Here is a 25,409-nt window from a genome sequence, read left to right as displayed (position 1 = left end):
GTGCACTCGCGGAGTCGTGAAGTTTCGCGTATAGGATGACTGTCTTTGCAAAAATGAGGGAGAATACCCACCCATGATGGTGACGGGACTGGCTGCCATTATACTGGCGCTGGCGCTTCTGATGGTTCTCATCAGCGCTGTGCAGCCTCTCGCCCGTCGATGGGAAGTATCGGAGACAGTCCTGCTGGCGCTGGCAGGTATCGGCATCGGTGCTGCTGCCGATCTGCTTCTGCGCTCGTCACTTACCGAAATCTTCGACGGTGCAGCGGAAACGCTGCTTTATTTCCCGGTCAACAGTGAGGCATTCCTGTTGATCTTCCTGCCAATCCTGGTCTTTCAGGGAGCTCTTGCCATTGACGTACGACGCCTGGCGCATGAGACGGCAACCGTCCTGCTTCTGGCTGTTGTCGCGGTGTTGGTTTCAACCCTGACGATCGGCATGGCGCTCTATCCGTTCGCCGGACAGACGATGGTAGTTTGTCTGTTGCTGGGGTCGATCGTCGCTACGACTGATCCTTCGGCTGTGGCGGGAATATTTCGGGAAATCGGGGCGGCCTCGCGACTGACCAGATTGGTCGAAGGTGAGGCGTTGCTCAATGATGCTGCGGCAATCGCGATCTTCTCGATCCTGCTCGCCTCGGTTACATCACATCGCCATATCGAGCTTGGCGAGACAGTTATCGACTTCCTCGCCTCGTTCGGTGGGGCCATAATTGTGGGTGTGGCGGTTGGGCGCCTGACCCTACTGATGATCGCGGGCCTCGGTGGTTCGGTGGCGGCCGAGATCACGCTGACCCTGGCCTTGCCATATATCGTCTATATCCTCTGCGATGAGTTTCTCGGTTTCTCGGGCGTTGTAGCCACGGCGGCTTCCGGCCTCACAATGTCGGTATACGGGCCCTCGACTTTCAGGCCTCAAGTCTGGCGCTTCTTGAATGAATTGTGGGTCCAGCTTGTATTCTGGGCGGGCTCTCTGGTGTTCGTTCTGGCGTCCATGCTCGTGCCTCGTCTGCTGATTGGGATGACGCGTTGGGACTGCGTGCTCATCCTTATCGCGACCGTTGCCGGGTTGCTGGCGCGTGGCGCTGTCGTGTTTGGCCTGCTGCCAATCCTCGCAGCCTTCAAGCTGTCGCCTCCCGTACCTGCACCGTTCAAGACAACGATGGTCTGGGGCGGGTTGAGGGGCGCCATCACGCTCGCTCTGGCGCTGGCGGTAACTGAAAACCAGCGTGTATCCACCTCGACCGCTCATTTTATCGGTATCATCGCGACAGGGTTCGTGCTGATTACCCTTCTGGTGAATGGCACGACGCTTCGATATCTGGTGGTATTCCTCAAACTTGACCAGTTGCCAGCTATTGATCAGGCGATGCGCCATCAGGTGCTCAGCAGTGGTCTCGCTCAAGTCGCCGAGCGCACGCATAGTCTTGCCGACGAACTGGGTTTCGGGGCAGGGACCCAGAAGACCATTATCGGGCAGATCGAGCGCCGGGCCCAGGAGGAAAGCGAGGCAAACACCTTTGACACAGCGCTGGGCGACCGTCAGCGCGTGACGCTGGCACTGATCACGATTGCCAATCGTGAGAGATCGCTGCTGCTCGACCTGTTTCGTATCAGAGGTCTGTCGCGTCGGGTCATGGAAACCCTTCTGCGCTCATCGGAAGCGATGGTCGATGGCGCGCGTCTGGAGGGGCGCTACGGTTATGTGAGGGCCTTGCGTCGTCGTCTGCGCCCGACCATGCGATTCCGGATCGCCCAGATGCTGCACAGGCGTTTCCATTTCGACCAGCCGCTCATGCATTGCATGTCCGAGCGCTTCGAGATGCTGGTGATCGCGCATCTCGTGTCGCTTTCGCTCATGCGCTTCATGCATCAGCGCCTGGAGCCGACCTTGGGGACCCGTATCAGTGAGATCGTCTCTGAAGTGCTCGGCCGACAGCGCCGCATGCTCGATGATGCGCTAGAGATGATGCGTCTGCATTATCAGGGTTATTCAGAAGCGCTTGAAAGTCGCATCCTCCACCAGATTGCCTTGCGTCTTGAGGAAGAAGAGTATGATGAGCTTCTTTCCGACAACCTTGTCAGCGAGGAACTCCATCGCGAACTGCTGAAGGATGTCGAGAAGCGGCAGGAACGCCTCGAAAAGCCGCTGCGCTTCAATCTCAAGAGCGGTATCGAGCAGAGATTGCGGTCATTTCCGGCTTTTCGTGGCGTGCCAGACGGCGTTCTGCATGATCTTGCGATGAACATTTCACTGCGTTTCGCCTCGCCGGGTGAGGTGCTGCTCAAACGCAATGGCAAGATCAGAATGGTTTACGCCGTGGTGGCGGGACTGGCAGAAGTTCATATTGCCGAACAGGATGTGCAGTTTGGGGCAGGGGACCTGATCGGGGCTGCGCCACTGATTAACGAGACGTTCTCGAGGGGTACGGTGCGTACTCTGCAGTTCTGTCATCTGCTCGCCATACCGGCATCGTTGTTCCGTCGTCTGGTCGAGGATTATCCAATCGTACGCCGGACGATCGACGAGCGTGCTGAGGCCAGACTAGCGGATGGTCATCGCCTGTCGCTCGTCCTCGGCGCGGACAAGGAGCCATTCATCCCGGCAAGAGAGCTCATCAAGGCGGAGAGGGATACATCCAAGAGCTCCTGAATGGGCTTCGCCTATGATCTGCAATCCCGGTTCAGAGACGGCGCCGCGCAGCCCGCTAAAGTCGGGCTGGAAGGTTGACGATAGATCGGGTGGGATTTCGTGGGCTCAATCAGTGGCCACACACGGCGGCGCTCATGAGCCTGTCCGATGAGCCCTTTTTCCGGATATACAAAAGTTCGATAAGATATATTATGCCAACTAGTATATGAACACAGTGGATAAACGCCTGATGGCGCAACGCCGCACACGTGCATTTCATCCATAAAGCATTTGTGCGACAGCCCATCGCGCCGGCGTTCCATCCGCCGACGCGATGCCTGGGTGTTCTCATGCCAAGGCATAGCTGCCCAGTTCAGCGCCGGTCTGGCTATCAACTTCCTTGAGGATCACGCCATAACCCCAGAGCTGGCCCAGATGCTCCAGCGTCAGCCTTGCATCCGTAGGTTGCAACAGCTTTCCCGGTCGCGTGCGATGCTCAAGCCGCAGGATACGATCTCCAGTGAGATCGGCCCCTACGATCTCGATCTCCTCAGCAAGCAGACCGGGATCGTAGGACGCGGCCACTGAGCGACGTATGTCTCGATATCCGCCATCATCATGAATCGCGTCGACCAGCAGATAAGGCTGGCTCAGATCGTCCTCCAGTCGGAACAGCCGGAAGTCACGGATGACCTTAGGCGACAGAAATTGCTGTACGAAGCTTTCATCCCGATACTCGGCCCAGGCGTGATGAAGCGTGCCCACCGGGTCCTTGTTTCCTGCATGATCGGGAAACCAGCGTCGATCCTCTTCTGTCGGTTCAGTGCAGACGCGTGCGATATCGCTCATCATGGCAAAGCCAAGAGCGTAAGGGTTGAAGTTCGGCCCTCCCCCCTCATCGAAACCACGTTGAGTGATCACATTGCTTGTCGAATGGATGACTTCCAATATTGCCGCGTCATCGATCAGTTTCTTGTCATGCAGGCGATGCATGATGAAATTGTGCACCCAGGTCGCGCACCCTTCGTTCATGAGCTTCGCCTGAGGTTGCGGATAAAAGTACTGGGCGATCAGACGCACGATGCGGATAATCTCGCGTTCCCAGTTCGCCAGGCGCGGTGCGTGCTTTTCGAGAAAATAGAGAATGTTTTCTTCGGGAAGGCCAAGGCTCGCCATCTGATCATCTGTGGCACCGCTCCCCGTGTTCTGGCCCTGTGTCTCCGGCAGCGTGCGCCACAGATCGTTGAACTGCTCATCTTCATAGGCGCGCCTTTCGCGAGCGCGCTCCTGTTCCTGCCGCAAATCGAGGCGCTTGCTGCCTGTATGACGGTCAACCCCTTGCCCCTGCAGGGCATGGGCCGCATCCAGAATGCGTTCGACAGCCTTGATGCCGTATTTCTCCTCGCAGCGCGCCACATAGCCACGCGCGAATTCCAGATAATCCAGGATCTGGGTTGAGTCGGTCCACTCGCGAAAAAGCCGGTTGTTCTTGAAGAAATGGTTATGGCCGAATGCTGCATGGGCGATTACGAGCGCTTGCATGGTGGCCGTATTCTCTTCCATCAGATAGCTGATGCATGGGCTCGAATTGATGACGACCTCGTAGGCGAGACCCATCAGGCCGCGCTTGTAGGCGTTTTCATGCGATACGAAGCGTTTACCCGCCGACCAGTGCGGGTAGCTGATTGGCATACCATGCGAGGTATAGACATCGAGCATCTGTTCCGAGGTGATGATCTCGATACGATTGGGATACGTGTCGAGCCGTAATTCCTCGCTCGCAATACGGTCAATCTCGCCGTAGCAATCCCTGAGCGTCGAAAATGTCCAGTCGGTGCCGGTATAGAGCATAATCACCCCCCTGCCCGTTCGGCCGCACGACGGGCGAACAGATCTCTGAAAACCGGAAAGATATCGCGCCTGTCCTGGACCTGACGCATGGCGAGTTGCGGCGTGCTGTCAGCGATATGCTTGTAACCACGCCACAAATCGGTTTCGCTGCGCAGTAACGCACCGCCCATACTGACTTCGACATAGGCAAAGTACTGCACGACCGGCAGGATCGCCTCGGTCATCAGGCGGTTGACCTTGTTCATGTCAGATGAAATGTTATCGCCGTCCGAAACCTGGGCGACATAGACATTCCATTTATCGGTCGGGTACCGCTCAGCCTGAATCTGATGCATCAATTCCAGCGCGGTAGAGACAACCGTGCCGCCTGTCCGAGGATCGGTAAAGAACACGTCCTCATCCACTTCTTCGGCAGTCTCGGCGTGACGGACGAAGACGATCTCGAGCTTCTCGTATCGCTTTTCGAGGAAGACATGCAGCAGGAGGAAAAACTGCTTGCCTAGCTCCTTCATCTTCTCGGTCATGGAGCCGGAGACATCCATGACGCAGAAGATGACGGCCTGCGTGGTGGGTTTCGGAACAGGGGTAAAACGCCGGTAGCGCAGATCGACCGGATCAACCCAGGGAATACGTGCGAGACGTTGACGCAAAAGGTCGCGCTCTTCACGCAGGCCTTGCAGCCGCACGAACTGATCGTCGGAAAGAGGACGCGCCTCCTCGAGGGCAGCGATTTCGGCCTCGAGGTCGAGCAATTCCTGCGGCTTGGGACGTTTGAGGCCGATACGTCGCCCCATTGATCGGCGCATGGTGCGACCGAGATCGATCTGTGAGGGCGAGCCGTCGCTCGTCAGGCCAGACCGGCTGGTTGCGAGCGTTGTTGTCGAGGCAATCTCGCGCTTGACGAGATCAGGGAGTTCCAGATCATCGAAAAACAGATCGAGAAACTCCTCTCGTGAGAGAACGAAGCGATAGGAATCCTCGCCGCCACCCTGGTCGCCCGCACCACTTCCCTCACCTGCGCCTTCGCCTTCACCCCCCGGTGGCCGGCGCAGCCTGTCTCCCTTTACGAACTCCTTATTGCCTGAAAGCACGATATGGCGGGCTCCAGCGCTGAAATGCCGGTGAAAGCTTGGCTCGTGCAGGACATCGGCCGGGATCGACACCGCACTGTCCTGGCCTATTTCTCGTATGCGGCCCTGTGCCGCAGCATCGCGCACGGCGCTCTGTATCGCCTGGCGCGCCCTTGTCAGGACGCGCTGGCGGTTTTCGTTGTTCTTGCCGTGCGGGTTCGGGCGCCTGTCTATGATTTCCATGAAACGCTCCGTGGAAGAGAGATCAGGCAGACTGCTTGACGCGCATGTACCACTCGACCAGTCGCCGCACCTGACGTTCGGTGTAGCCGCGTGCGACCATGCGGCTGACAAACTCGTCATGTTTGCGCTCGCTCGTGCTGTCCTTCTTCGAGCCGAAGCTGATGACCGGCAGCAGATCCTCGACCTGACTGAACATGCGTTTTTCGATCACATCACGAATTTTCTCGTAGCTGGTCCAGGACGGATTGCGGCCGCCATTGCTCGCCCTCGACCGCAGGGAGAACTTGACCACCTCATTGCGGAAATCCTTCGGGTTCGCGATGCCAGCTGCCTTTTCAGTCTTGCTGAGCTCCGCATTGAGCAGATCGCGGTTCATCAACTGGCCTGTGTCAGGGTCCTTGAAGTCCTGATCCTCGATCCAGGCGTCGGCGTAGTCGAGATAGCGGTCAAAAAGGTTCTGGCCGTAATCATTGTAGCTCTCCAGATAGGCTTTCTGGATTTCATTGCCGAGGAATTCTGCGTAGCGCCGTGACAGATCGGATTTAAGCGAGGCCAGATAGGCCGCCTCGACCTCCGCCGGGAACTGCTCGCGTCGCACGGCCTGTTCGAGCACATACATCAGATGCACCGGATCAGCCGAAATCTCGGATGGGTCGTGGTTGAATGTGGCGGACAGCACCTTATAGGCGAAACGCGTGGAGATCCCCTCCATGCCTTCATCCACGCCGGCACTATCCTTGTATTCCTGCATGGCGCGGGCTTTGGGATCGGTCTCGCGGATGTTCTCACCGTCATAGACGCGCATCTTTGCGAACTGCGTCGAGTTGGGATGGGATTTCAGCCGCGAAAGCACCGCAAACTGTGCCAGCATTTCGAGTGTGTGCGGCGCACAGGGGGCGTCGCCCAGAGCCGAAGACTGGATCAGCTTTTCGTAGATTTTCGACTCTTCGGTCACCCGCAGGCAGTAAGGCACCTTGATGACGCATACGCGGTCGAGAAAGGCCTCGTTAGTGCGGTTATTGCGAAAGGACTGCCACTCAGCCTCGTTGGAATGGGCAAGGATGACGCCAGTGAAGGGTATCGAACCGATATTCTCCGTGCCGACGTAATTCCCCTCCTGCGTTGCTGTAAGCAACGGATGCAGCATCTTGATAGGTGCCTTGAACATCTCGACAAATTCGAGAATACCCTGATTGGCGCGGTTGAGCCCGCCGGAGAAACTATAGGCGTCGGGATCGTTCTGGCTGAAATTTTCAAGCTGGCGGATATCCACCTTGCCGACCAGAGCCGAGACATCCTGGTTGTTGTCGTCACCGGGCTCGGTCTTGGCAACAGCGATCTGGCGCAGCTTCGATGGGTTGAGGCGCACCACGGTAAAGCGTGAGATATCGCCGTCGAAATCCTCCAGTCGCTTCAGCGCCCAGGGGCTTGCGATGCCGGTCAGGACACGGCGGGGAATATTGTACTGTGCCTGGAGCGAGTCCGCGTAGCGCTCCGGGTCGAACAGACCAAGCGGGCTTTCGAACACAGGGCTGATCTGCTTGCCTGCCTTGAGCACATAAATGGGCTCACGTTCCATGAGAGTCTTGAGGCGTTCGCCAAGCGAAGATTTGCCGCCACCTACCGGGCCAAGGAGGTAGAGAATCTGTTTGCGCTCTTCCAGCCCCTGCGCGGCATGACGGAAGAACCCGACAATCTGCTCGACTGCGTCCTCCATGCCATAGAAATCGGCGAAGGCCGGATAGGTGCGCACGGTGCGGTTCATGAAAATACGGCTGAGACGCGGGTCGCGTGCTGAGTCGAGCATGACCGGTGCGCCAATCGCCTTCAGCATGCGTTCGGCGGCGCTGGCATAGCAGCTGGGGTCTTCACGGCAGAGAGACAGGTAGGAAGCCAGTGACATCTCTGTTTCCCGGCGTTCCTCACGATAAGAAGAGGCCAGCGTAAAGACGTCCGAGAATGCACTCATGACTCGTATGCTCCGATGAGGCCTGTAACTAAGCCGGGGGCGAAACGGTCACACCCACCGGTAGGAAATCAGGCGATAAGTCGGGAAGTCAGGCTGTGAGAGACGACAAAGGGTGCGGAAGCATGGAATGCTCCAACATGGTCAGGAACTGGCCGGAATGATCCGGATTTGAGGGGAATTCTCGCTATGAAAATTGGTACCGGACTCACCCGATATCCTGACGCTATCGCGATGTAGAGCCGCGCTTCAACAAAAAAACAGTTAATCGAAGAAATATTTAAACCGTGAGAACCATGCCGTCATAGCCGGGCTCTATGCCGTCAGGCAGACGCTGGCGGAGTGTCTCGTAATCGAGCGCAGGTCCCATATGGGTCAGGATTGTACGCTCAGGTTTTATGCGTGCGCACCATTCGATAACCAGATCGACCCAGGCATGAGCCACGTGGGGCTCATACTGGAAACACCCGACAATCCAGGTCTTTACACCTGAAAGGACCCCGAGTGATTCCTCACTGAGATATTCGACATCGGTCGAATAGGCGAAATCGCCGCAGCGCAGGCCGATCGTCGGAATACGGTAATGGCGCTGCTCGAAGAGCTGCAAATCGAGATCGCAGATTGCCAGCCTGTCGGTGGGGGTGATCAGATGCGGCTCCGGCACAGGGCGGAAGAACCCGGTACCGCTCCAGGGCCGGAAGGCATAGCTGTAGCGCGCCTCAAGCTCGTGCATGACCGTATCGGTAGCATAGAGCGGAAGCGGTGCATCGAGCATGCGATTGATGGCGCGGAGTTCATCCAGCCCGGCCACATGATCGGCATGTTCGTGGGTGTAGAGAACGGAATGGACCACGCCGATTTTCTGGCGCAGGAGCTGGGCGCGCAGATCGGGTCCTGAATCCACCAGCAAACGCTTGCCGCTCTCGGCCTCGATGACGATGGAGGAGCGCGTTCGCTCGTTGCGGGGATTGGTGGGGTCGCAGGCGCCCCAGATCCCCTCACCCTGTGCGCCGCCAACCATGGGGACGCCGCCGGAACCACCACAACCGAGGATCGTGATTTTCATGCGGCGCGCTTGAACAAGGCGTGAAAGTTACGTGTGGTGAGTTCGGCCAGAGCGGTATTCTCCATGCCGCGTTCCATCGCCAGACGCGCAGCAGTGTGGGCCACGTAGCCCGGTGTGTTGGGCTTGCCGCGTTTTGGCACAGGCGCAAGGAACGGACTGTCGGTCTCCACCAGCAGTCGCTCCTCGGGTATGGCGCGTGCGACCTCGCGAATGGTCTCGCATTTGGGAAAGGTCAACAGCCCTGAAAAGCTGATATAGCCCCCCAGATCAATGGCCGTCCGGGCCAGTTCCATTCCTGAGGCAAAGCAATGAAGCAGAAAAGGGAAAGCCCCTTTCTCATGCTCGTCACGCAGAATGGCCGCGACGTCATCATCGGCCTCGCGGGCATGGATCACCAGCGGCAGTCCGGTCTGGCGGGCGGCATCGATATGAACCCGGAAGCTATGGGCCTGCGCGTCGCGCACCGACGGCGCGCCATGCAGGTAATCCAGCCCTGACTCTCCAATGCCGATGACATGATCTGGCGCGGCGAGATGGATGATCGTCCCGACCTCTGGCGTTGCTTCTTCACCCACATGGTCTGGATGGGTGCCGATCGCGCACCAGACCCGCAATTCGGGCGTGTCAAAACGGGTCAGGTCGATTTGCGTCTGCGCGCGTGAAAGGCGCGTGCCAATCGTCACCATGCCTGCGAGCCCGTGCTCGCGGGCCAGAGCCAACGCAGCAGGCACGTCATCCAGACGGTCCAGATGGCAATGAGAGTCGATCAGGCCTGTCATGGATTGGCCCGTCACGCTACGGTCTCTGGCTCGACATAGCGGGGGAACAGGCCCTGTGGAGCGGGCAGCGCAATACCGGCATCGAGCGGCGTGGCAAGGGAGGCGAAATCGCGCGCGGTCTCAGCAACACCAAGCTGTGTGAGCAGCTTGTCCATGGTCCCCGGCATATAGGGCTGCAGAAGGATGGCAATATGGCGCATGGCTTCATGCAGCACACGCAGAACCGTGGCCATGCGCACGAGATCGGTCTTCTTCAGCGCCCAGGGGGCCTGACGGTCGATATAGCTGTTGCAGGCACGGATAACCTTCCAGACCTCCTCCAGCCCGTCAGTCAGGGCAAACCGCCCCATCTGGCCACGCAGGAGTTCGGGCAGCAGCGATGCACTGGCCAGAAGCGCGTTGTCATCTTCGCTAAGCGCGTCAAAGGCAGGCAATGAGGCGTCGCAATTCCGCGCGATCAGGCTCAGAGTGCGCTGGGCCAGATTGCCGAGATCATTGGCGAGCTCCACATTAAGGCGATTGACCAAGGAGCGCTTGCTGAGATCGGAGTCACCACCAAACGGGACTTCGCGCAGCAGGAAGAAGCGCACAGGGTCGAGGCCATAGCTGGCCACCAGATCACGCGGGTCGATGACATTGCCAATCGACTTGCTCATTTTCTCGCCCTCGATCGTCCACCAGCCATTGGCGAAAACCGAATGCGGTAGGTCGATCTCGGCGGCCATGAGAAAGGCAGGCCAGAACACGGCGTGGAAGCGGATGATATCCTTGCCAACGATATGTGCCGAGGCCGGCCAGTACTTCATGCGCTCAGCGCTGAAATCGGGATAGCCGAGCGCCGAGAGGTAGTTGGTCAGGGCGTCGAACCAGACATACATGACATGATCCGCATCACCAGGGACCGGGATACCCCATTTGAAGCTGGTGCGGCTGATGGAGAGATCTTTCAGCCCCTGACGGACGAAACTGACGATCTCGTTGCGTCGTCCCATCGGGCCAAGAAATTCGGGGTGCTGTTCGTAGAGCGCCAGCAGCTTATCTTCGAACGCGGAGAGACGGAAGAAATAGGAAGGTTCGCGCACCCACTCGACGGGTGCACCCGTCGGGGCTGTCTTGCGGCCATCCGCATGCGTTGTCAGCTCGTCTTCAGAATAGAAGCACTCGTCGCGCAGCGCGTACCAGCCCTCATAGGCGTCGAGATAGATATGACCATTTGCGGCGACTTTTTCCCACAATGCCTGAGCGGCCTGCTTGTGGCGCGGCTCGGTGGTGCGGATGAAATCGTCATAGGAAATGCCCATTGCATCCGCCATGCTGCGGAAATCGGCTGCGATGCCATCCGTAAAGCTCTGGGTATCGATACCGGCAGTCTGGGCCGCCTGTTCCACCTTCTGTCCGTGCTCGTCCGTACCGGTCAGGAAAAACACGTCCTTGCCATCCAGACGGTTGAACCGCGCGAGCACGTCGGCAGCGATGGAGGTGTAGGCGTGGCCGATATGGGGTGCGCCATTCACGTAATAGATGGGGGTGGTGACGTAGTAACGTGAGGTCATGGAGCACTCGCTATGGCGGCTGCCTGTCTGACAGCCTGATTCTTGTCCAGATTGAACCGCTCGGTCTCGCGCTGTAGCGCCTGAAGGGCGGAGAAAGCCTCGGCGGCCTGGCTGGCCTCGGCAAGCTTCCCCTGCCCCGCCAGTGTTCTGGCGCGGTCTGCAAGCCCCTCTCCTAGCAAAGAACAGAGCACGGCAAAACCGTCATCGTGACGCAGAAAAGCAGCTAGACTGTCTGCGTCGGGTGTTTCGCCGGTTGCCAGCAGCGCCGTGGCAAGATCGCGGGCCGCTCTGTCTGTGCCCTGATCGGCAGAAAGGATGCGGCCAGGCGCACCATGCGCCTGCGCGACAAGGGTCTGGAGTTCGGCAACGCTCCTGCCCTGCGCCCTGAGCACGGCGGCCGTCTGCTCGGTGGCTAGCGGGGCCAGCCCCAGCAGGCGGCAGCGGCTTCTGATGGTGGGCAACAAAGCCGAGGGTGCCGGACAGGTCAGGAAAAACACCGTATCGGTGGGCGGTTCTTCAAGCAGCTTGAGCAGCGCATTGGCCGCGTTGCGGTTGAGGGTTTCGGCAGCATCGACAATGACGACGCGCCACGAACCGTCCGCAGCCGTATGATGCAGAAAATCCTGCACGGGGCGGACGTCATCCACCACAATTTCCTGACGCATGCGCTTGCGCTTTTCATCCATGCGTCGGGTGATCAGCAGAAGATTGGGATGGGTGCCTGCTGTAATCTGTCGTCCGGCACGGCTCTGCCGATCCGTACCATTCAGCAGCACTCTGGCGCAGTCGAAGGCAAAGCTTGTCTTGCCGATGCCTGAATCGCCATGAATCATCCATCCATGATGCAGGCGACCGGATTCCAGCGCTTGTCGAAAAAGGGCTTTCTCCGCCTCATGCCCGATCAGGGCAGTCGCAGCCGGGTTCTCAGGGCCGCTCATGAACCGCAGGGTGGCGTGTCGATGTGTGAGCCGATCAAACGAGACGTGACAATGGCCATAATCTCGGCAGCGACTTCTTCCGGGGTTCGCGAGGCATCGACCCGTTTGACCCGGTCCGGATCCTGCTGGGCGACCAGCGCAAAGCCCTCGGCAATACGGGTGTGGAAGGCTTTCTGCTCCTGCTCGTAGCGGTCCAGCCGCCCGCCCCTTGCAGCCACACGAGCCGCCCCGATTGCCGGGGGAATTTCGAGCATCAGGGTCAGATCAGGCTCGCAGGCCAGCAAGGCCCGCAGGGACTGGATGAACGCAAGCGTGGTGCTATCGCCCTTGGCGAGACCATAGCCCTGATAGACGAGGGTTGAGTCATGAAAGCGATCGCAGATCACGATCTCACCCCGCGACAAGGCAGGAAGGATGACGCTGTCGAGATGATCGGCACGCGCCGCCATATGCGCCAGAGCCTGCGCCCGCAGTGAGAGTGGCGCCTCGTTGAACAGGATCAGTTCACGCAGGGCCTCGGCCCCCGGCGAGCCACCCGGCTCGCGGGTGAGAAGTACTTTATGCCCTGCGGCGATCAGGGCCGCGTGCAAGAGGCGGGTCTGGGTGGATTTTCCCGCCCCTTCGCCGCCCTCAAAGGTGATGAACAGCCCGCTCACGCCTTAGCTATGGGGCGCGGCTTTGGGGCCATGGCCCAGTCGTGCAAGGGCCCGGCCCACCAGCCCGAGGCGCGGCACAGCATTGGCGGCGACGAGATCGAGGCGGATATCCGGCATCCCCTGATTCTGGAGCACAAGCGCACCGATCGTCTGTCCGGCCATGACAGGGGCAATGGCGGGTGACGGATATTCCACGCTGATCCTGCTGCGCTGCTGCCAGCCATGCGGCAGGGTCAGCACGATATCACGGGTGCCGACAAGCGCGACCTCGGCGGCCTCGCCCATATAGACCGGCATATGATCGACCACCTGACCATGATGGAACAGGGTGACGTTCTCGAAATTGGCGAAGGCCCAGCCAAGAAGGCGCTCGCCCTCATGAGCGCGCTCATTCATGGAAGACGTGCCGTTGATGGTCATGATGATGCGGCGCCCATCACGCTTGGAACTGGCGCACAGACCATAGCCGCCAGCATCGGTGTGGCCGGTCTTGAGACCGTCTGCCAGACCCTTGTCCACCAGGACGTTACGATTGCCCTGCTTGATATTGTTGTATGTGAATTCCGTGGCCGAGAAGAGATGGTAATATTCGGGGTAGTCACGGATCAGGTGCATCGCGACGCGGCTGACATCACGTGCGCTCATATACTGCGACTCATCCGGCAGGCCGGTGCAGTTCATGAAGTGAGTGTTAGTCATGCCAAGCTTGGCGGCCGTCTGATTCATCAGATTGACGAACTGCTCTTCCGACCCGGCAATGCCTTCAGCCAATACGATACAGGCATCATTGCCGGACTGAATGACCATGCCTTCAATCAGATCCGAAACGGTCACGCTCTGACCCAGAGGAACGAACATCTTCGAGCCCTGTGTGCGCCATGCCTTCTCACTGACCGGCAGAGACTGGGTCAGGCTCAGATGGCCCGCCCGGATCATGCCGAACGTGATATAGGCGGTCATCATCTTGGTGAGAGAGGATGGCGGCATGTGCTCGTCCGCTGCTTTTTCCAGCAGGGTTGCGCCCGTATCGAAATCGATGATGCAGGCCCAGCGCGCTACGGTGTCGAGCGGGCCGATCGGCGTGGATGCCGGTGTGGCCGTGCTGGCTGAGGCAGCATTGGGGGTGGCTGCCGCCGCAGCGCTGGACGCTCCCTTGCCACGTCGCGGGCGCGCGAAAGCAAACTGACTTGAAACGGCTAACCCAGCCGCACCCGAGAGCAGAAAACGTCTTGTCCGCACGTCAACACCTTACCTGGCCACAATATGCGCGCCCGTGCCACCGCATTGGCGCGCCTGGGCTAATGCCCTGTCCGCCTCGGATACAGCGGTGAAGGGGCCGAGCGCAACCGTCCACGGCAATGATCCCGCCACACCCGCCGTCTGGCTGATGTCAGCGCCACATTGTGCAGCCACACGTGCAGCCGCTGCATGTCCCGAGAAACTACCCAGAATCACACGGTAATAGGGCATCTGGGCCTGACCCTGCGTGACCGTTTGCGGCATGTCGGGCACATATAGCGTCTGGCGTCCGGCCTCACGGTCGTTCTGTTTCATGCCAAGCGTCTGCGTTGTGCCATCATCGAGCGACTGCGCCGTGATGGCCTCGCGTGGGGCTGCGCTGATTTCAAGTTTGGGCGCATTCGGATTGGACTCGGCAATCTGGCGGCTCATGGCCTCATCCTGCACAATCTCGACCGGTGTCGGGGTTGTATCCATGCCAAGAAGGGTCGCCACGCGCGGCGTGACGGCGAGTACTCGTGCCGCGCTTGATGGCCCGCGATCATTAAGCCTGATCCTGACCATGCGGCCATTGGCAAGATTGCGCACCGTGACCACAGACGGAAGCTGAAGCGTCTGATGCGCGCCCGTCATGGCATTGGGCGACCAGATTTCGCCATCTGCCGTAACGCCCCCCTTGGGCGCAGTGGCAATTACCGCAAGGCCTGTCTCGTTCAGATCGAAATGCTCGGCAGGATAAAACCAGCTGTCACTTCCCTGCCAGGCACTGCCCACCATGTAATGCGGAGCCGCCTGTCTTGGCGTTTCATGATGGTGGCATCCCGCGAGCCCGATTGTTGCGCCCAGAAGCGCCGCGCGGCCCTTAAGCGACCGCATAGCCGAGCAATCCAACGCCGAGAGCATAGAAATCGGACGGGTTGTAGCGCCGGATCACATCGAAATTGCGATAGACCATGAAGGCGTCCGTGCCAGGACCATCGGGGCGAATGACAGCGCCCGTTACATCACTGCGCGAGAAGGCGGACCCATCCTCGCGGCGCACACCAAGCGCCATCCATGAGGCAAGCGTCTGCTTGTTGCCTCGTCCGAGCTGCCCCTGCGGGATGTCCTTTGTTAGCGTCACGGCCTGTCCCCAGGGGGCGTCGGGTTCCCAGCCACTGCCATGCAGATAATTGGCAACAGAGGCGAATACATCCTGCTCGCTGGTCCAGATATTGCGTCTGCCATCATGGTCGGCATCAACGGCGTAGTGCAGATAGGCGCTGGGCATGAATTGCGGCTGCCCCATTGCCCCTGCGTAAGAGCCGAGCATCGCTTCTGGCTGAATGTCGCCATGATCGAGAATCTGAAGCGCCTTGAACAGCTCGCCACGGAAGAAGCTGGCGCGCCTGCCGTCATAAGCGAGAGTCGCGAGTGCATCGATAACCGAGAATGTGCCGATCTTGCGACCGAAACCTGATTCCAGCCCCCAGATGCCAACGATGACCCGTGGATCGACCCCGTACATCTTGCCTGTGGCTTCAAGCATCTGCGCGCGCTGCTGATAAGCGGCCTGCCCCTGGCTGATGCGTGTCGTGCTGATCACACGTTCGCGATACTGGGCCCAGGTCAGGGTAAATTCCGGTTGATGCCGGTCAAGCTTGATGACGCGCGCATTGGGTTCGCGTGTCAGGGCAAAGGCACGCGACAGAGTCGAAGCGGCGATTCCCTTGCTGATGGCCTCGCTGCGCAGGGTGTCGAGAAAGGCGGCATAACTACCGCCCGATGCACCGGAAGTAGCCTGCTTATGAACATGGGCACTCCCTTTGTGCCCAAGCGTTCCGGCGAGGCTGGTCCCGTACAGGCAGGGGGCGGCCGCTGTCGCGGCCAGTATAGAGCGTCGGGTAAGCACCAGTGTCATCCTTGCCTGTTTGTTGCCAGAGGGTGCCGCCCCCGGTTCAGCTCAGGGATGAAGCTTTCGACCCTCGGCAGCACCATGCATGATGAAGTGCAGGAATGGATTGATCGTCAAGGGAATGTCCGGGTTCGCAGCAATATATTCGGCGACGCTGAAATGGCCATTGGGGTCGCGCCCTTCAAGATAACCATGCGTCATGAAATGCTCGACCGCATCTATACCGCATGCACTGACATCAGGATACGCAGCGAGGTACCAGTTGGCGTCAAAATAAAGGGCCTCAACTGGATAATGGGGCTCTTGCTCTGTCGGGGCAGAGGGGATGGGCGCAGTGTCAACCGCTGGCTCCGGCGCGGATGGTGGCTCGGCAGTCTCAACACCTTTTGTGAGGTCAGGGTCCCAGCCCTCTGCCTCCACAGCTACGGGGATTGCTGCCGTGTCTGGTGCCGGGGCTGGAGCCGTCATGTCTGGCTGGCGCTTTCTACGTGCTGTGGTCGTCCGGGACCGGGCTGCTTTTGCCAAGAGAGAATCCCCCAAATCATTCTACGCGCTCTGATAACCCCCGAAGGACAGGAGGCGCATTTCCCGTCACTCGGTCGTTACATTGATGCTCGTCTGCCTGAAAATCAGTGACGAACGCAGTAATCGTTAATAGTTGTGTTACGACTTGGAACAGGCATGAACTATAGTTAACGATGTCGCTCCGAGCCGAGATAAGCGTCGAGTGCGTTCTATGATACACAAGCGGGGGGGTCCAGTGACAAACTGCATGAAACCAGTTACTTTTCAAAGTATCTCATATAAGCTTGATATGACCTAGTGAAAGATTGTGTAATGATCCCGTGATCTTTTAACCGGTGATGGTGCCTAAATCCGTCCAGTTCACGCACGGCCATTCGACCGTATTAGCGCTAGATTGATGTTTTATCACGGCCGCATGTCTTAATCGTTATTATATACCTGAATGACGGAGGGCTGCAGATCATGAAGGCTGAAAACGGAGGAAGCACTGTAAGTCTCCTCGACGTTGCGCGCGAGGCGGGCGTGTCGCGCGCAACAGCCTCCCTGGTCCTCCGCAATAGCCCACTTGTCGCAGCAGCAACGCGTGAAAAAGTCCAGGCTGCCATGCAGAGCCTTGGCTACATCTATAATCGTGGCGCGGCCAATCTGAGGCAAAACCGCACCGGAACGATCGGTCTTGTGCTATCCAACATCGCAAACCCTTTTTTCAGTACGCTGACAGCAGGGGTGGAGGAGGTGAATGATGCGCAGGGGATTGTGTCATTCATCGCAAATAGCGGTGAATCGCCGGAACGCCAGGCGCGTCAGGTGCAACGTCTGCGCGAGCATAACATCGATGGGCTTATCATCTGTCCGGCGATCGGTAGCGATGAGGGACTGATTTCCGAACTCGACCGGCTTGGCCTTCCCTTTGTGCAGGTCCTCCGTGAGGTTCCGGGCGCACAGCGTGACTACGTGACGGTGGACTATGCTGCCGGGATCGATGATGCCCTTTCATATCTGGTCCATAGCGGACGAAGGCGTATTGTCTATGTTGGTCATATGGAGACACACTCAGCCGCCTTGGCGCGCGTGAAAGCCTTTCGTAACGCGGCATTGCGCCTGGGCTTGGGTGACGTGGCCGTCATCGATGGGACGCGGGACAGTCGCTACGACGAGGGCGGCATGGACGCCCTGTTTGACGCGCCGAACCCGCCAGATGCGGCGATCTGTTACAACGACATCATAGCGCTGGCGCTCATGAATCAGCTGCGGCGGCGTGGGATCTCTGTTGGTGGCCACACAGGAAGCGGCTTTGCCGTAATCGGCATGGATGACCTGGCGGCAGCTGCGGCTGCCTACCCTGCCCTGACAACGATTGCCACCATGCCACACCTGGTGGGAGCCGCTGCTGCTCGGCTGCTTCAAAAGCGTATGTTACGCACCAGTCGCCGCCAGGAGAAACAGGTGATCGCCCCACAGCTGATGCTGCGTGAGAGTGCCTGAGTTGCAGATGTCGAAAGACAGTGGCTTTCTTGTCAGGCATCACACAGGAGTGATTGATGTGTCACATTTTATGTGTGACTTTCGTTTTTAAAAAGCGTTCAACTGTCATTACGGATTTGTTAGCTCCAACGATATTCTTCGCTTTCTCCTGTCTGCTCTGCGGTCTTAAACGTCTGTGAAAGACAATTTGGATCGATCTAAATGCAGGAGCGCCAAGGCGAATAAGTGAAGCAAGGCGGTATGTGATGACCCTTCGCAATCTCACGTCGGTTATGATGCAGCGCCCTCACCGGGACCTTCTCTCGGTATCTCGCAGGAACAGGGAGGGGCAATCATGGTGAGCGTCGCCCTGCAAAGAGGCGGCGCGTCCGCCGCCAAGCGCTCTACGCTCGTCGAGACAAACGACGTGCAGCGTCCCGAGATGTCGGCCCAGGAATTGCGCCGTGCTGCCTGGACCTGCTCGATTGGCAGCGCCATGGAGTATTACGATTTTGCGCTCTACAGCCTCGCTTCAGCCCTGATTTTTGCACCGCTGTTTTTCCCGAGCAATATTCCGGGTCTCGGTCTGGTAGCGAGTTTCGCGACCTATTTCATCGGCTTCGCGGTTCGCCCCCTTGGGGGAATTTTCTTCGGTCGACTGGGTGATCGCTTCGGCCGCAAGCGCGTGCTGCTGCTTACCGTCACGTTGATGGGGCTCGCCAGCGCACTTATCGGCCTTATCCCGACTTACAAGAGCATCGGCATCATGGCGCCCCTTTTGCTCGTTTTCCTGCGTATGGCGCAGGGCTTCGGCGCAGGCGCGGAGCAGGCCGGGGCCGCCGTCATGATGACGGAATGTGCCCCGCGCAAGCGTCGTGGCTACTACGCGGCCCTGCCCTTCCTCGGCATCCAGATCGGGACAGTCGCGGCGGGGCTCATCTATTACGCCATGCTGACCGGTGTTCCGGATATCACCCAGACCATGCTCTGGCGTGTTCCTTTTGTCGGAAGTGCTGTCCTGCTTCTCATCGCGCTTTACATGCGCATGCGGCTCAAGGAGTCACCGACCTTCGCCAAGATCAAGGAAGATGAGCGTCATGAGGAGGCCGGCTCGCTGCGTGAGACGCTGACGGCCTCATGGCGGCCGATCCTGGCCGGAATGGGTCTGCGCATGGCCGAAAACGGGGGCTCATCGATCTATCAGGTGCTCGCCATCAGCTATCTCGTGCACACGATCGGCATGAACAGCCAGTGGGGCACCCTGGTCCTGATCGGCGCGGCACTTGTGGGCGGCGTGACCATTCCCGTTGCAGGATGGCTGAGCGATCGCTTCGGGCGTGTGCGTGTCTATCGTGGCTTTGCGCTGCTCCAGGCCATCAGCGCCCTGCCTGTCTGGTATGTCTTCAGCCAGGGCCACCCTATCCCCTCAGCGATCGCCCTGTCCTTTGCACTCGGGGTGGCAACCTGGGGAATGTTCGGCACGCAAGGAGCCCTGCTGCCGGAAATGTTCGGGCTGCGCCATCGCTACACGGCGGTCTCGTTCACGCGCGAATTCTCTTCCGTCATCGCGGGCGGCGTGTCGCCAATGGTTGGACAATTTCTCATCGCAATGTTTGCAAGGTTTCATATTGGCGGCGTCGGGAGTGGCAAATACGCGTGGATCCCACTCTCCGTCTATGTCGTCTTTCTGGCATGCCTCGCCATCCTCGCGACTTTCTATGTGCCCGAAACCAGAGGGCGTGATCTGATGGCGCAGGAAGATGCGCTGTGAGGAACCTCATATACGCGATGACTGCCTCTGCATGCACTGGTGTCATCCCGCGCCTCATGGCAGCGCACAGTGTTCACCTTTATGATCCAACAGGATTTTCCGCATGATCACGCTCGCCCTCGCACCTCCCGGTGAGATCTCCGCTGTCTGCGATACGGCGTCAGCTGCGGTGCGTCTGTTGAATGGTCGCCGTACACGCGCCCCGCTGCTGGCACTGGATGACAATGAGGTACCCCGGACAGAGGATGACGCCTATCGCATACAGGACGCTGTTGCCGCTGCGCTGATTGCCGATCAGGGCGATATCGTGGGCTGGAAGGTTGGTGCGCCATCGCCCACCGGGCTTCCGTTCGCTGCGCCCCTGCATCGTGCGACCCTTTTCGAGGATGACACGACGCTGGCACCGGGTCTGTGTCGTCATCGCGGGGTTGAGGCGGAGATCGTCTATCGGCTTGGACATGACCTGCCATGGCGCGACCAGCCCTGGTCGCTGGGCGAGGTGATGGACGCCATCGACAGTGTCCATACCGCCATCGAGATCATCGACACACGTTTTGTGCGGCCCGGCTCTCAGCCACGGCTCGTGCATCTGGCTGATCAGGCGAGCCACGGCGCACTTGTAATCGGCCAAGGCGCGAAGGCGTGGCGGCGTCTCAGCCCTGTTTGCGAGACGGTGCGCCTCGCCTTCAGTGATGGTCGTGTGATCGAGCATATCGGTGGCAATTCGGCGGGCGATCCGCGTCGTTTGCTGGTCTGGCTGGCCAATCACGCAATGGGAAGAGGTATCCCCCTCATGGCGGGCTGCATGATCACAACGGGATCGATGACCGACACCATTTTTGTCCCACCGGGCATGACGGCCACGGCAAGGATCGCCCATCTTCCCCCCGTTACGGTCGAGTTGCCCTGACAGATGCGCTGACATCGGCTCACCAGACACAAATCAACCCGTCAATCGGGTCGGACCCAGACTTTCCTCCAGGAACAGGACATTCCCGTGAAACCTCATATCCTTCTTATCGAACCCATGATGCCATTCGTGGAAGCCGAGCTTGAACAAAGATACGTGCTTCATCGCTGGAATGGTGAGACGCTTCCTTCGGGCGTGTCGATACGCGGGGTGGTGACCGGCGGCGGTACGGGGCTGCCCCGCAACTTGATGGACGCGCTGCCTGATCTGGAGATCATCACCATCAACGGCATCGGTACCGATGCGGTGGACCTGGTCGAGGCTGCGCGCCGCCATATCGCCGTGACCGTTACGCGTGATGTGCTGACCGACGACGTGGCCGATCTCGCGATGGCCCTTATGCTGGCTGCCCTGCGGGACCTGTTGCCTGGCGATGCGCTGGTTCGACAGGGGCTATGGGGTAGCAAGGGGTTGCCGCTGTCGCGCAAGGTCAGTGGGGCGAAACTCGGTATTGTTGGCATGGGTCAGGTCGGTCAGGCCATCGCGCGGCGGGCGCAGGCCTTTTCCATGCCGGTTTCGTATTTCAGCCGAAGGGACCTCTCTCTGCCGGGGATACCGTTTGTGGCAGATCTCAAGGCGCTTGCTGAGGCCAGCGACGTTCTGGTTGTTGCGGCCTCGGGGGGTGCGCAGTCCCGCCATCTGATCAGCGAGGCCATCATCGAGGCTGTCGGGCCAGAGGGGCTTCTGGTGAACGTGGCGCGTGGCAGCGTGGTCGATGAGGAGGCCCTTGTCAGGGCGCTTCAGGACGGGCGGCTTGGCCGTGCCGCGCTCGACGTGTTTGCTCACGAGCCGCATGTACCGCAAGCACTCTGGTCGATGAGTAACGTTGTGCTGCAACCACACCGCGCCAGCGCCACCATCGAGACGCGAACAGCTATGGGGCGGCTCGTGCTGGATAATCTGGCGGCTCATTTCGCGGATGCCCCGTTATTGACACCTGTGTTCCCTGTAGCGGTTCCTGCGCCATCGGTGCCGGTGGCGGCGCGCGAGGCCGAACCCGCAAGTTAGGCAGCGCCAGCACAGCGCCCGGCCCCACGCAACGAAACGAAAAGTCCGGGTGGGGCCGGGCGACAGGCCGTGTGACCGTGATCTGTGCCCCCGCAAGGCGCAGGCAAGGATGGATGCTCATGAAGTCGAGTTTCTTTTCGAGGGCCGCGCCAGTCGCGCGGTCAATGAACCCGCTTGTCCGTCGCTTGGGGCTCCTCCCGGCGGGTCTGGGGTGCAGCCTCTTATGTCTCGCCCTGACCCAGAACGCCTGGGCGCAGTATCGTGGGCCGATCTCTGAAACCGCGCCGCTTTTTGCCCTCGATACACCGACGTCCTACGCCAATACGGCGTTTACGCCTCCGGTCGAAAGCATGGTTTTGCCGTGGGAGCGGCTGATCAAGCGCCTCAATCGCAAGGGGGTTGGTATTGTGGCTGACTATACCAGCGAGAGCGCCATGGTGCTCAATGCCGGTCATGCGGGCGACGCGGGCTACGCCCATCAAATTGGCGTCGAGATCGATCTCGACTGGTCCAGACTTGTGGGGTGGAAAGGGTTCATCACCCATGCGGTCTTCGTCAATCGTGCCGGGCATAATCTGGCGTCCGATCTGGGCGAGCGCTCGTTGAACGGATTTCAGGAAATCTATGGCGGCGGCGGCAATGTCGGGGTGCATCTTGTCTATGTCTATGGCACGCAGGATTTGCTGCATAACCGCATGCAGATTGCGCTAGGCAAGATGCCCGTCAATATCGACTTTGCCAATTCGCCTCTGTTCTGCACGTTCATGAACAAATCCAATTGCGGCATTCCGAAATCGCTGACGCGCACAGCCGCGGGCTATGGCACCTATCCGGGCTCGACCTGGGGAACGCGTGTGCGTTACTGGCCGCTGCACGGCATTTATGTCCAGTCGGGGTTATACGGCGTCAATCCGTATCTCAATTCCAACCAGTATGACCGCACGGGTTTCCGGATGGGTACAGAGCTCTATACCGGCGTTTATGTGCCCACCGAGATCGGTCTGATCCCGTCCTTCGGCAAAAACCAGCTTGTCGGGCATTACAAGTTTGGTGTGGCCTATGATTCTTCGAACTATCGTGATCTCTATTACGACAACAATATGAACCCCGCTGCCGCAACGGGTCAGCCCTACCGATGGACCAATGGCAAGACGCAGATCTGGCTGCAAGGTGACCAGATGCTCATACGCAATGGTCATGGCCCCTTACAGGGACTTTACGCGCTGGCGGGTGCGACGAAAAGCGAGGGCCAGAACAGCGCCTATGACTGGCAGGTCTATGCCGGGATTGTTGATCGCGGGATCATTCCGTCACGCCCGAAAGATACGTTTGGCATTGAGTGGTCAGAGACCTTCGCCAGTCGCCAGCTTGTGGCGTCACAATGGATACGATACCGGCGCGGTCTTTCCCTGCCCGGTTCAGCCACTTATCCGCAGAGTCACCTGATGACGTTCGAGGCGACCTACAGCATTCATGCTTTCCGTGGGCTTTCGATCCAGCCTGACTATCAGCATATCTGGCGCACCAATCTACAGGCGAATAAACCGCAGGTCGATGCAATCGGCCTCAAGATTCATGCCGTGCTCTGACGATAACGTTGTGAGGTGACAGCGGGCAGCAAAGCCGTCACCTTCGGTCCATGATGGACGCGCTTATCTTCCGGCTGAAATTCAGGCAGCTCCTGCTTCTGCAGCAGATCAGCCTTGAGCCGTCTCTCAATCGTGCAGCGCGCTCACTCAACCTGTCACAGCCAACCGCATCGAAACTGTTGCAGGATATGGAAGATGACCTCGGGGCACAGCTCTTTGAGCGGCATTCCCACGGTCTGACCCCAACTGCTGCCGGACGGGTTGCGATACGTCACGCCGAAAAAATTCTGGCTGACCTCGGGCGCCTGCGTGAGGACCTCCATGCCGTCAAACGCGGGCTGACAGGGACTGTCAGTATCGGCGCGATTGGCGCCGCACTCCATGAAATTGCGACCCCGGTTCTGGCGTCAACGACGCGCAGCCATCCCGAAATCAGTCTTACCCTCAGGGTGACCACCAGCGATGATCTCATGACCCTTCTGCAATCGGGGCGGATCGATATCGCCTTAGGTCGCCCAATGGAGGGTATCGGCCATGATCTCCTTACCATTGAAGAGATATCCGATGAGCCGCTCCTGGTAGTTGCCGGGTGCGACAATATCCTGTTCCAGGCGGAGGCGCTCGACCTCGATGCGCTGATACAGCAGCGATGGATCGTGCAGATGCAGCCCAGCCCGCTCCGCCGCGCATTCGAGGGTATATTCACGATGGCGCGATTGCCCATGCCCCAGCGCCTGACCGAACTCTCCTCCGTTCTCGCGACGATCGACCTGCTCACGCAATCCGACATGGTCTCGGTCCTGCCCCGCTCGCTTTTCAGGATGTTTGAGAACACGGGCATGATTGGCGAATTGCCGGTTTCGCTGCCTGATATCATCGGGCCCTATCACCTCATCCGGATGCGAGACCGTGCCCTGTCATCCGCAGCACAGTTCGTGTGGGAGGCTTTGCGGGAGCGGGCTATTGGAAAAGCCGATAGCGGCATCGGATAACTCTGATCGACAAGACCATCTGCGCCGTCTTTGCTTGGCCGCGTCTGGTGCCGACTCTCAATGTGCCGGACGCATCGTTGCAAGGAATGTGATCATGTCCGCCCCGGTTGAGAACGCCCCCACCCCCCGATCCATAGCGACAGGCAATAAGTCCGAACACCGCTACAACGCAAAAAACTGGCCGATCGCTGCGGCCATGATCCAATATCCCGCTGTTCTGGCAGATGGCAGTTCGGTGCAGGATCAACCCGCCGAGGGTTGGGCCAAGGCGATATCGGAAGTGTCCCGCGCAGGATTCACGGAAATCGACCCGACAGATAGCTGGCTGCGTGTGGCAGACCTGACGCCAGCACGCCGACGCGAGTTTCTGGCGCTCTGCACCAATGCCGGCCTGACGATCCCCGCAATCTCGACATCGCGACGCTCCGTGATTGACCCTGACCCGGCAAAGGCCGATGCCTATCTGGCCTATATCCATCGGGTGATCGATGTGGCGCCGGAAATGGGCGCAAGTGAAATCGCGGTTGGCTTCGCAACAGCGCTGAACGATGCCCAGAAGAAGGCACTATGGTTCTGGACCGCTCAGGGTCATCGTGACCCGGAAGATAAGGCTGTGTGGCAAAAGGCGGTTTCACGTATCCGCGAACTTGCCGACCATGCAGCAAGCGTGGGCGTGACGCTCTCGCTCGAAATGTACGAGGACACCTATCTCGGGACGGCTGAGTCCAGCGTTCGCTTCATTCAGGATGTCGATCACCCTTCCTGCGGGATCAATGCCGATATTGGCAACCTTATGCGGCTGCATCGTCCGGTCGAGCACTGGCACAGCATGATGGTCAAGCTCGCTCCCTATCTGCGTTACTGGCATGTGAAGAACTATTTGCGTACCGAAGATGCGACGACCGGGATGATTGTTACCGCGCCAGCGCCGATGGAGCAGGGTGTGATCAGCTACCGGGCCGCCATCGCGATGGCCCTGGAGTATGGGTATTCAAGCCCGTTCCTGGTCGAGCATTATGGTGGTGACGGCCTGAGTGTCGCGGCCCGTAACCGTGACTATCTGCGCCAGATCCTGCCGCTCTAGTTTTCGTACGGCGGGATTGAGCAGGTTGGACAGCGGCCGAACAGAATGGCTTCTCTCCCAAGTGGCCAATGACACGCGTCGCTTTTTCCTTGCGGGTATCCTGTCCATCGCCTTCGGGG

20 protein-coding genes are annotated in these 25,409 nt (G+C 59.2%); 8 read left to right on the top strand and 12 right to left on the bottom strand.

From position 1 onward, the window contains the following. Window positions 1-73: 73 nt before the first annotated feature. Window positions 74-2,653, top strand: a complete 2,580-nt coding sequence (locus ACWNRM_RS03805; RefSeq protein WP_485169621.1) for a cation:proton antiporter — start codon at window positions 74-76, stop codon at window positions 2,651-2,653. 327 nt (window positions 2,654-2,980) lie between these two features. Here the strand turns inward: ACWNRM_RS03805 and ACWNRM_RS03800 are convergent, their stop codons facing one another. From ACWNRM_RS03800 to ACWNRM_RS03745, 12 genes are all read right to left on the bottom strand, one after another. After that, the gene (locus tag ACWNRM_RS03800; protein ID WP_485169622.1) at window positions 2,981-4,483 is read right to left on the bottom strand and encodes a SpoVR family protein; all 1,503 of its coding nucleotides are present in this window, start codon (window positions 4,481-4,483) and stop codon (window positions 2,981-2,983) included. A gap of 2 nt (window positions 4,484-4,485) precedes the next feature. Continuing rightward, entirely contained in the window at window positions 4,486-5,796 is a 1,311-nt protein-coding gene (locus tag ACWNRM_RS03795; protein WP_485169623.1) for a YeaH/YhbH family protein, read from the bottom strand. Between the two features lie 22 nt (window positions 5,797-5,818). Then, window positions 5,819-7,765 carry a PrkA family serine protein kinase gene (locus ACWNRM_RS03790; protein WP_122039435.1) on the bottom strand — a complete coding sequence of 649 codons (1,947 nt, stop codon included), beginning with the start codon at window positions 7,763-7,765 and terminating at the stop codon, window positions 5,819-5,821. Between the two features lie 277 nt (window positions 7,766-8,042). Next, window positions 8,043-8,828 carry an MBL fold metallo-hydrolase gene (locus ACWNRM_RS03785; protein WP_485169624.1) on the bottom strand — a complete coding sequence of 262 codons (786 nt, stop codon included), beginning with the start codon at window positions 8,826-8,828 and terminating at the stop codon, window positions 8,043-8,045. Next, complete coding sequence (locus ACWNRM_RS03780) at window positions 8,825-9,607, bottom strand: TatD family hydrolase (protein ID WP_485169625.1); 783 nt, start codon at window positions 9,605-9,607, stop codon at window positions 8,825-8,827. Before ACWNRM_RS03780 ends, ACWNRM_RS03785 begins: the two co-directional genes overlap by 4 nt. Window positions 9,608-9,618: 11 nt before the next feature. Continuing rightward, window positions 9,619-11,160: a methionine--tRNA ligase gene (metG, locus tag ACWNRM_RS03775; RefSeq protein ID WP_485169626.1), complete on the bottom strand. Its 1,542-nt coding sequence runs from the start codon at window positions 11,158-11,160 to the stop codon at window positions 9,619-9,621. Then, entirely contained in the window at window positions 11,157-12,098 is a 942-nt protein-coding gene (locus ACWNRM_RS03770) for an AAA family ATPase (protein WP_485169627.1), read from the bottom strand. Before ACWNRM_RS03770 ends, metG begins: the two co-directional genes overlap by 4 nt. Then, a complete protein-coding gene (gene tmk / locus ACWNRM_RS03765; protein WP_485169628.1) occupies window positions 12,095-12,754 on the bottom strand; it encodes a dTMP kinase in 660 nt (219 codons plus the stop codon). Before tmk ends, ACWNRM_RS03770 begins: the two co-directional genes overlap by 4 nt. A 3-nt stretch (window positions 12,755-12,757) precedes the next feature. Next, window positions 12,758-13,993, bottom strand: a complete 1,236-nt coding sequence (locus tag ACWNRM_RS03760; RefSeq protein ID WP_485169629.1) for a D-alanyl-D-alanine carboxypeptidase family protein — start codon at window positions 13,991-13,993, stop codon at window positions 12,758-12,760. A gap of 9 nt (window positions 13,994-14,002) precedes the next feature. Then, window positions 14,003-14,869, bottom strand: a complete 867-nt coding sequence (locus ACWNRM_RS03755; protein ID WP_485169630.1) for a septal ring lytic transglycosylase RlpA family protein — start codon at window positions 14,867-14,869, stop codon at window positions 14,003-14,005. Then, on the bottom strand, window positions 14,856-15,893 hold the full coding sequence (locus ACWNRM_RS03750) for a lytic murein transglycosylase (RefSeq protein ID WP_083510749.1): 1,038 nt from the start codon (window positions 15,891-15,893) through the stop codon (window positions 14,856-14,858). Before ACWNRM_RS03750 ends, ACWNRM_RS03755 begins: the two co-directional genes overlap by 14 nt. Window positions 15,894-15,935: 42 nt before the next feature. After that, on the bottom strand, window positions 15,936-16,355 hold the full coding sequence (locus ACWNRM_RS03745) for a hypothetical protein (protein WP_485169631.1): 420 nt from the start codon (window positions 16,353-16,355) through the stop codon (window positions 15,936-15,938). A 519-nt stretch (window positions 16,356-16,874) separates the two neighbouring features. Between ACWNRM_RS03745 and ACWNRM_RS03740 the strand changes: the two genes are divergently transcribed. The 7 genes from ACWNRM_RS03740 (at window position 16,875) to ACWNRM_RS03710 (ending at window position 25,290) form a co-directional block, all read left to right on the top strand. Beyond that, complete coding sequence (locus ACWNRM_RS03740) at window positions 16,875-17,897, top strand: LacI family DNA-binding transcriptional regulator (protein WP_485169632.1); 1,023 nt, start codon at window positions 16,875-16,877, stop codon at window positions 17,895-17,897. A gap of 334 nt (window positions 17,898-18,231) precedes the next feature. Next, the gene (locus ACWNRM_RS03735) at window positions 18,232-19,647 is read left to right on the top strand and encodes an MFS transporter (RefSeq protein WP_485169633.1); all 1,416 of its coding nucleotides are present in this window, start codon (window positions 18,232-18,234) and stop codon (window positions 19,645-19,647) included. 103 nt (window positions 19,648-19,750) lie between these two features. Then, a complete protein-coding gene (locus ACWNRM_RS03730; RefSeq protein ID WP_485169634.1) occupies window positions 19,751-20,557 on the top strand; it encodes a 2-keto-4-pentenoate hydratase in 807 nt (268 codons plus the stop codon). 87 nt (window positions 20,558-20,644) lie between these two features. Continuing rightward, a complete protein-coding gene (locus ACWNRM_RS03725) occupies window positions 20,645-21,625 on the top strand; it encodes a 2-hydroxyacid dehydrogenase (RefSeq protein WP_485169635.1) in 981 nt (326 codons plus the stop codon). A 119-nt stretch (window positions 21,626-21,744) separates the two neighbouring features. Continuing rightward, complete coding sequence (locus ACWNRM_RS03720; protein WP_485169636.1) at window positions 21,745-23,214, top strand: carbohydrate porin; 1,470 nt, start codon at window positions 21,745-21,747, stop codon at window positions 23,212-23,214. 50 nt (window positions 23,215-23,264) lie between these two features. Further along, window positions 23,265-24,206 (top strand): LysR family transcriptional regulator, encoded by a 942-nt coding sequence (locus tag ACWNRM_RS03715; protein ID WP_485169637.1) that lies wholly within the window; start codon window positions 23,265-23,267, stop codon window positions 24,204-24,206. A gap of 94 nt (window positions 24,207-24,300) precedes the next feature. After that, complete coding sequence (locus ACWNRM_RS03710; protein WP_485169638.1) at window positions 24,301-25,290, top strand: sugar phosphate isomerase/epimerase family protein; 990 nt, start codon at window positions 24,301-24,303, stop codon at window positions 25,288-25,290. The last annotated feature ends 119 nt before the right edge of the window (window positions 25,291-25,409 follow it).

Source organism: Asaia sp. A2, assembly GCF_057319415.1.
This window is presented reverse-complemented; position numbering and strand designations above follow the sequence as displayed.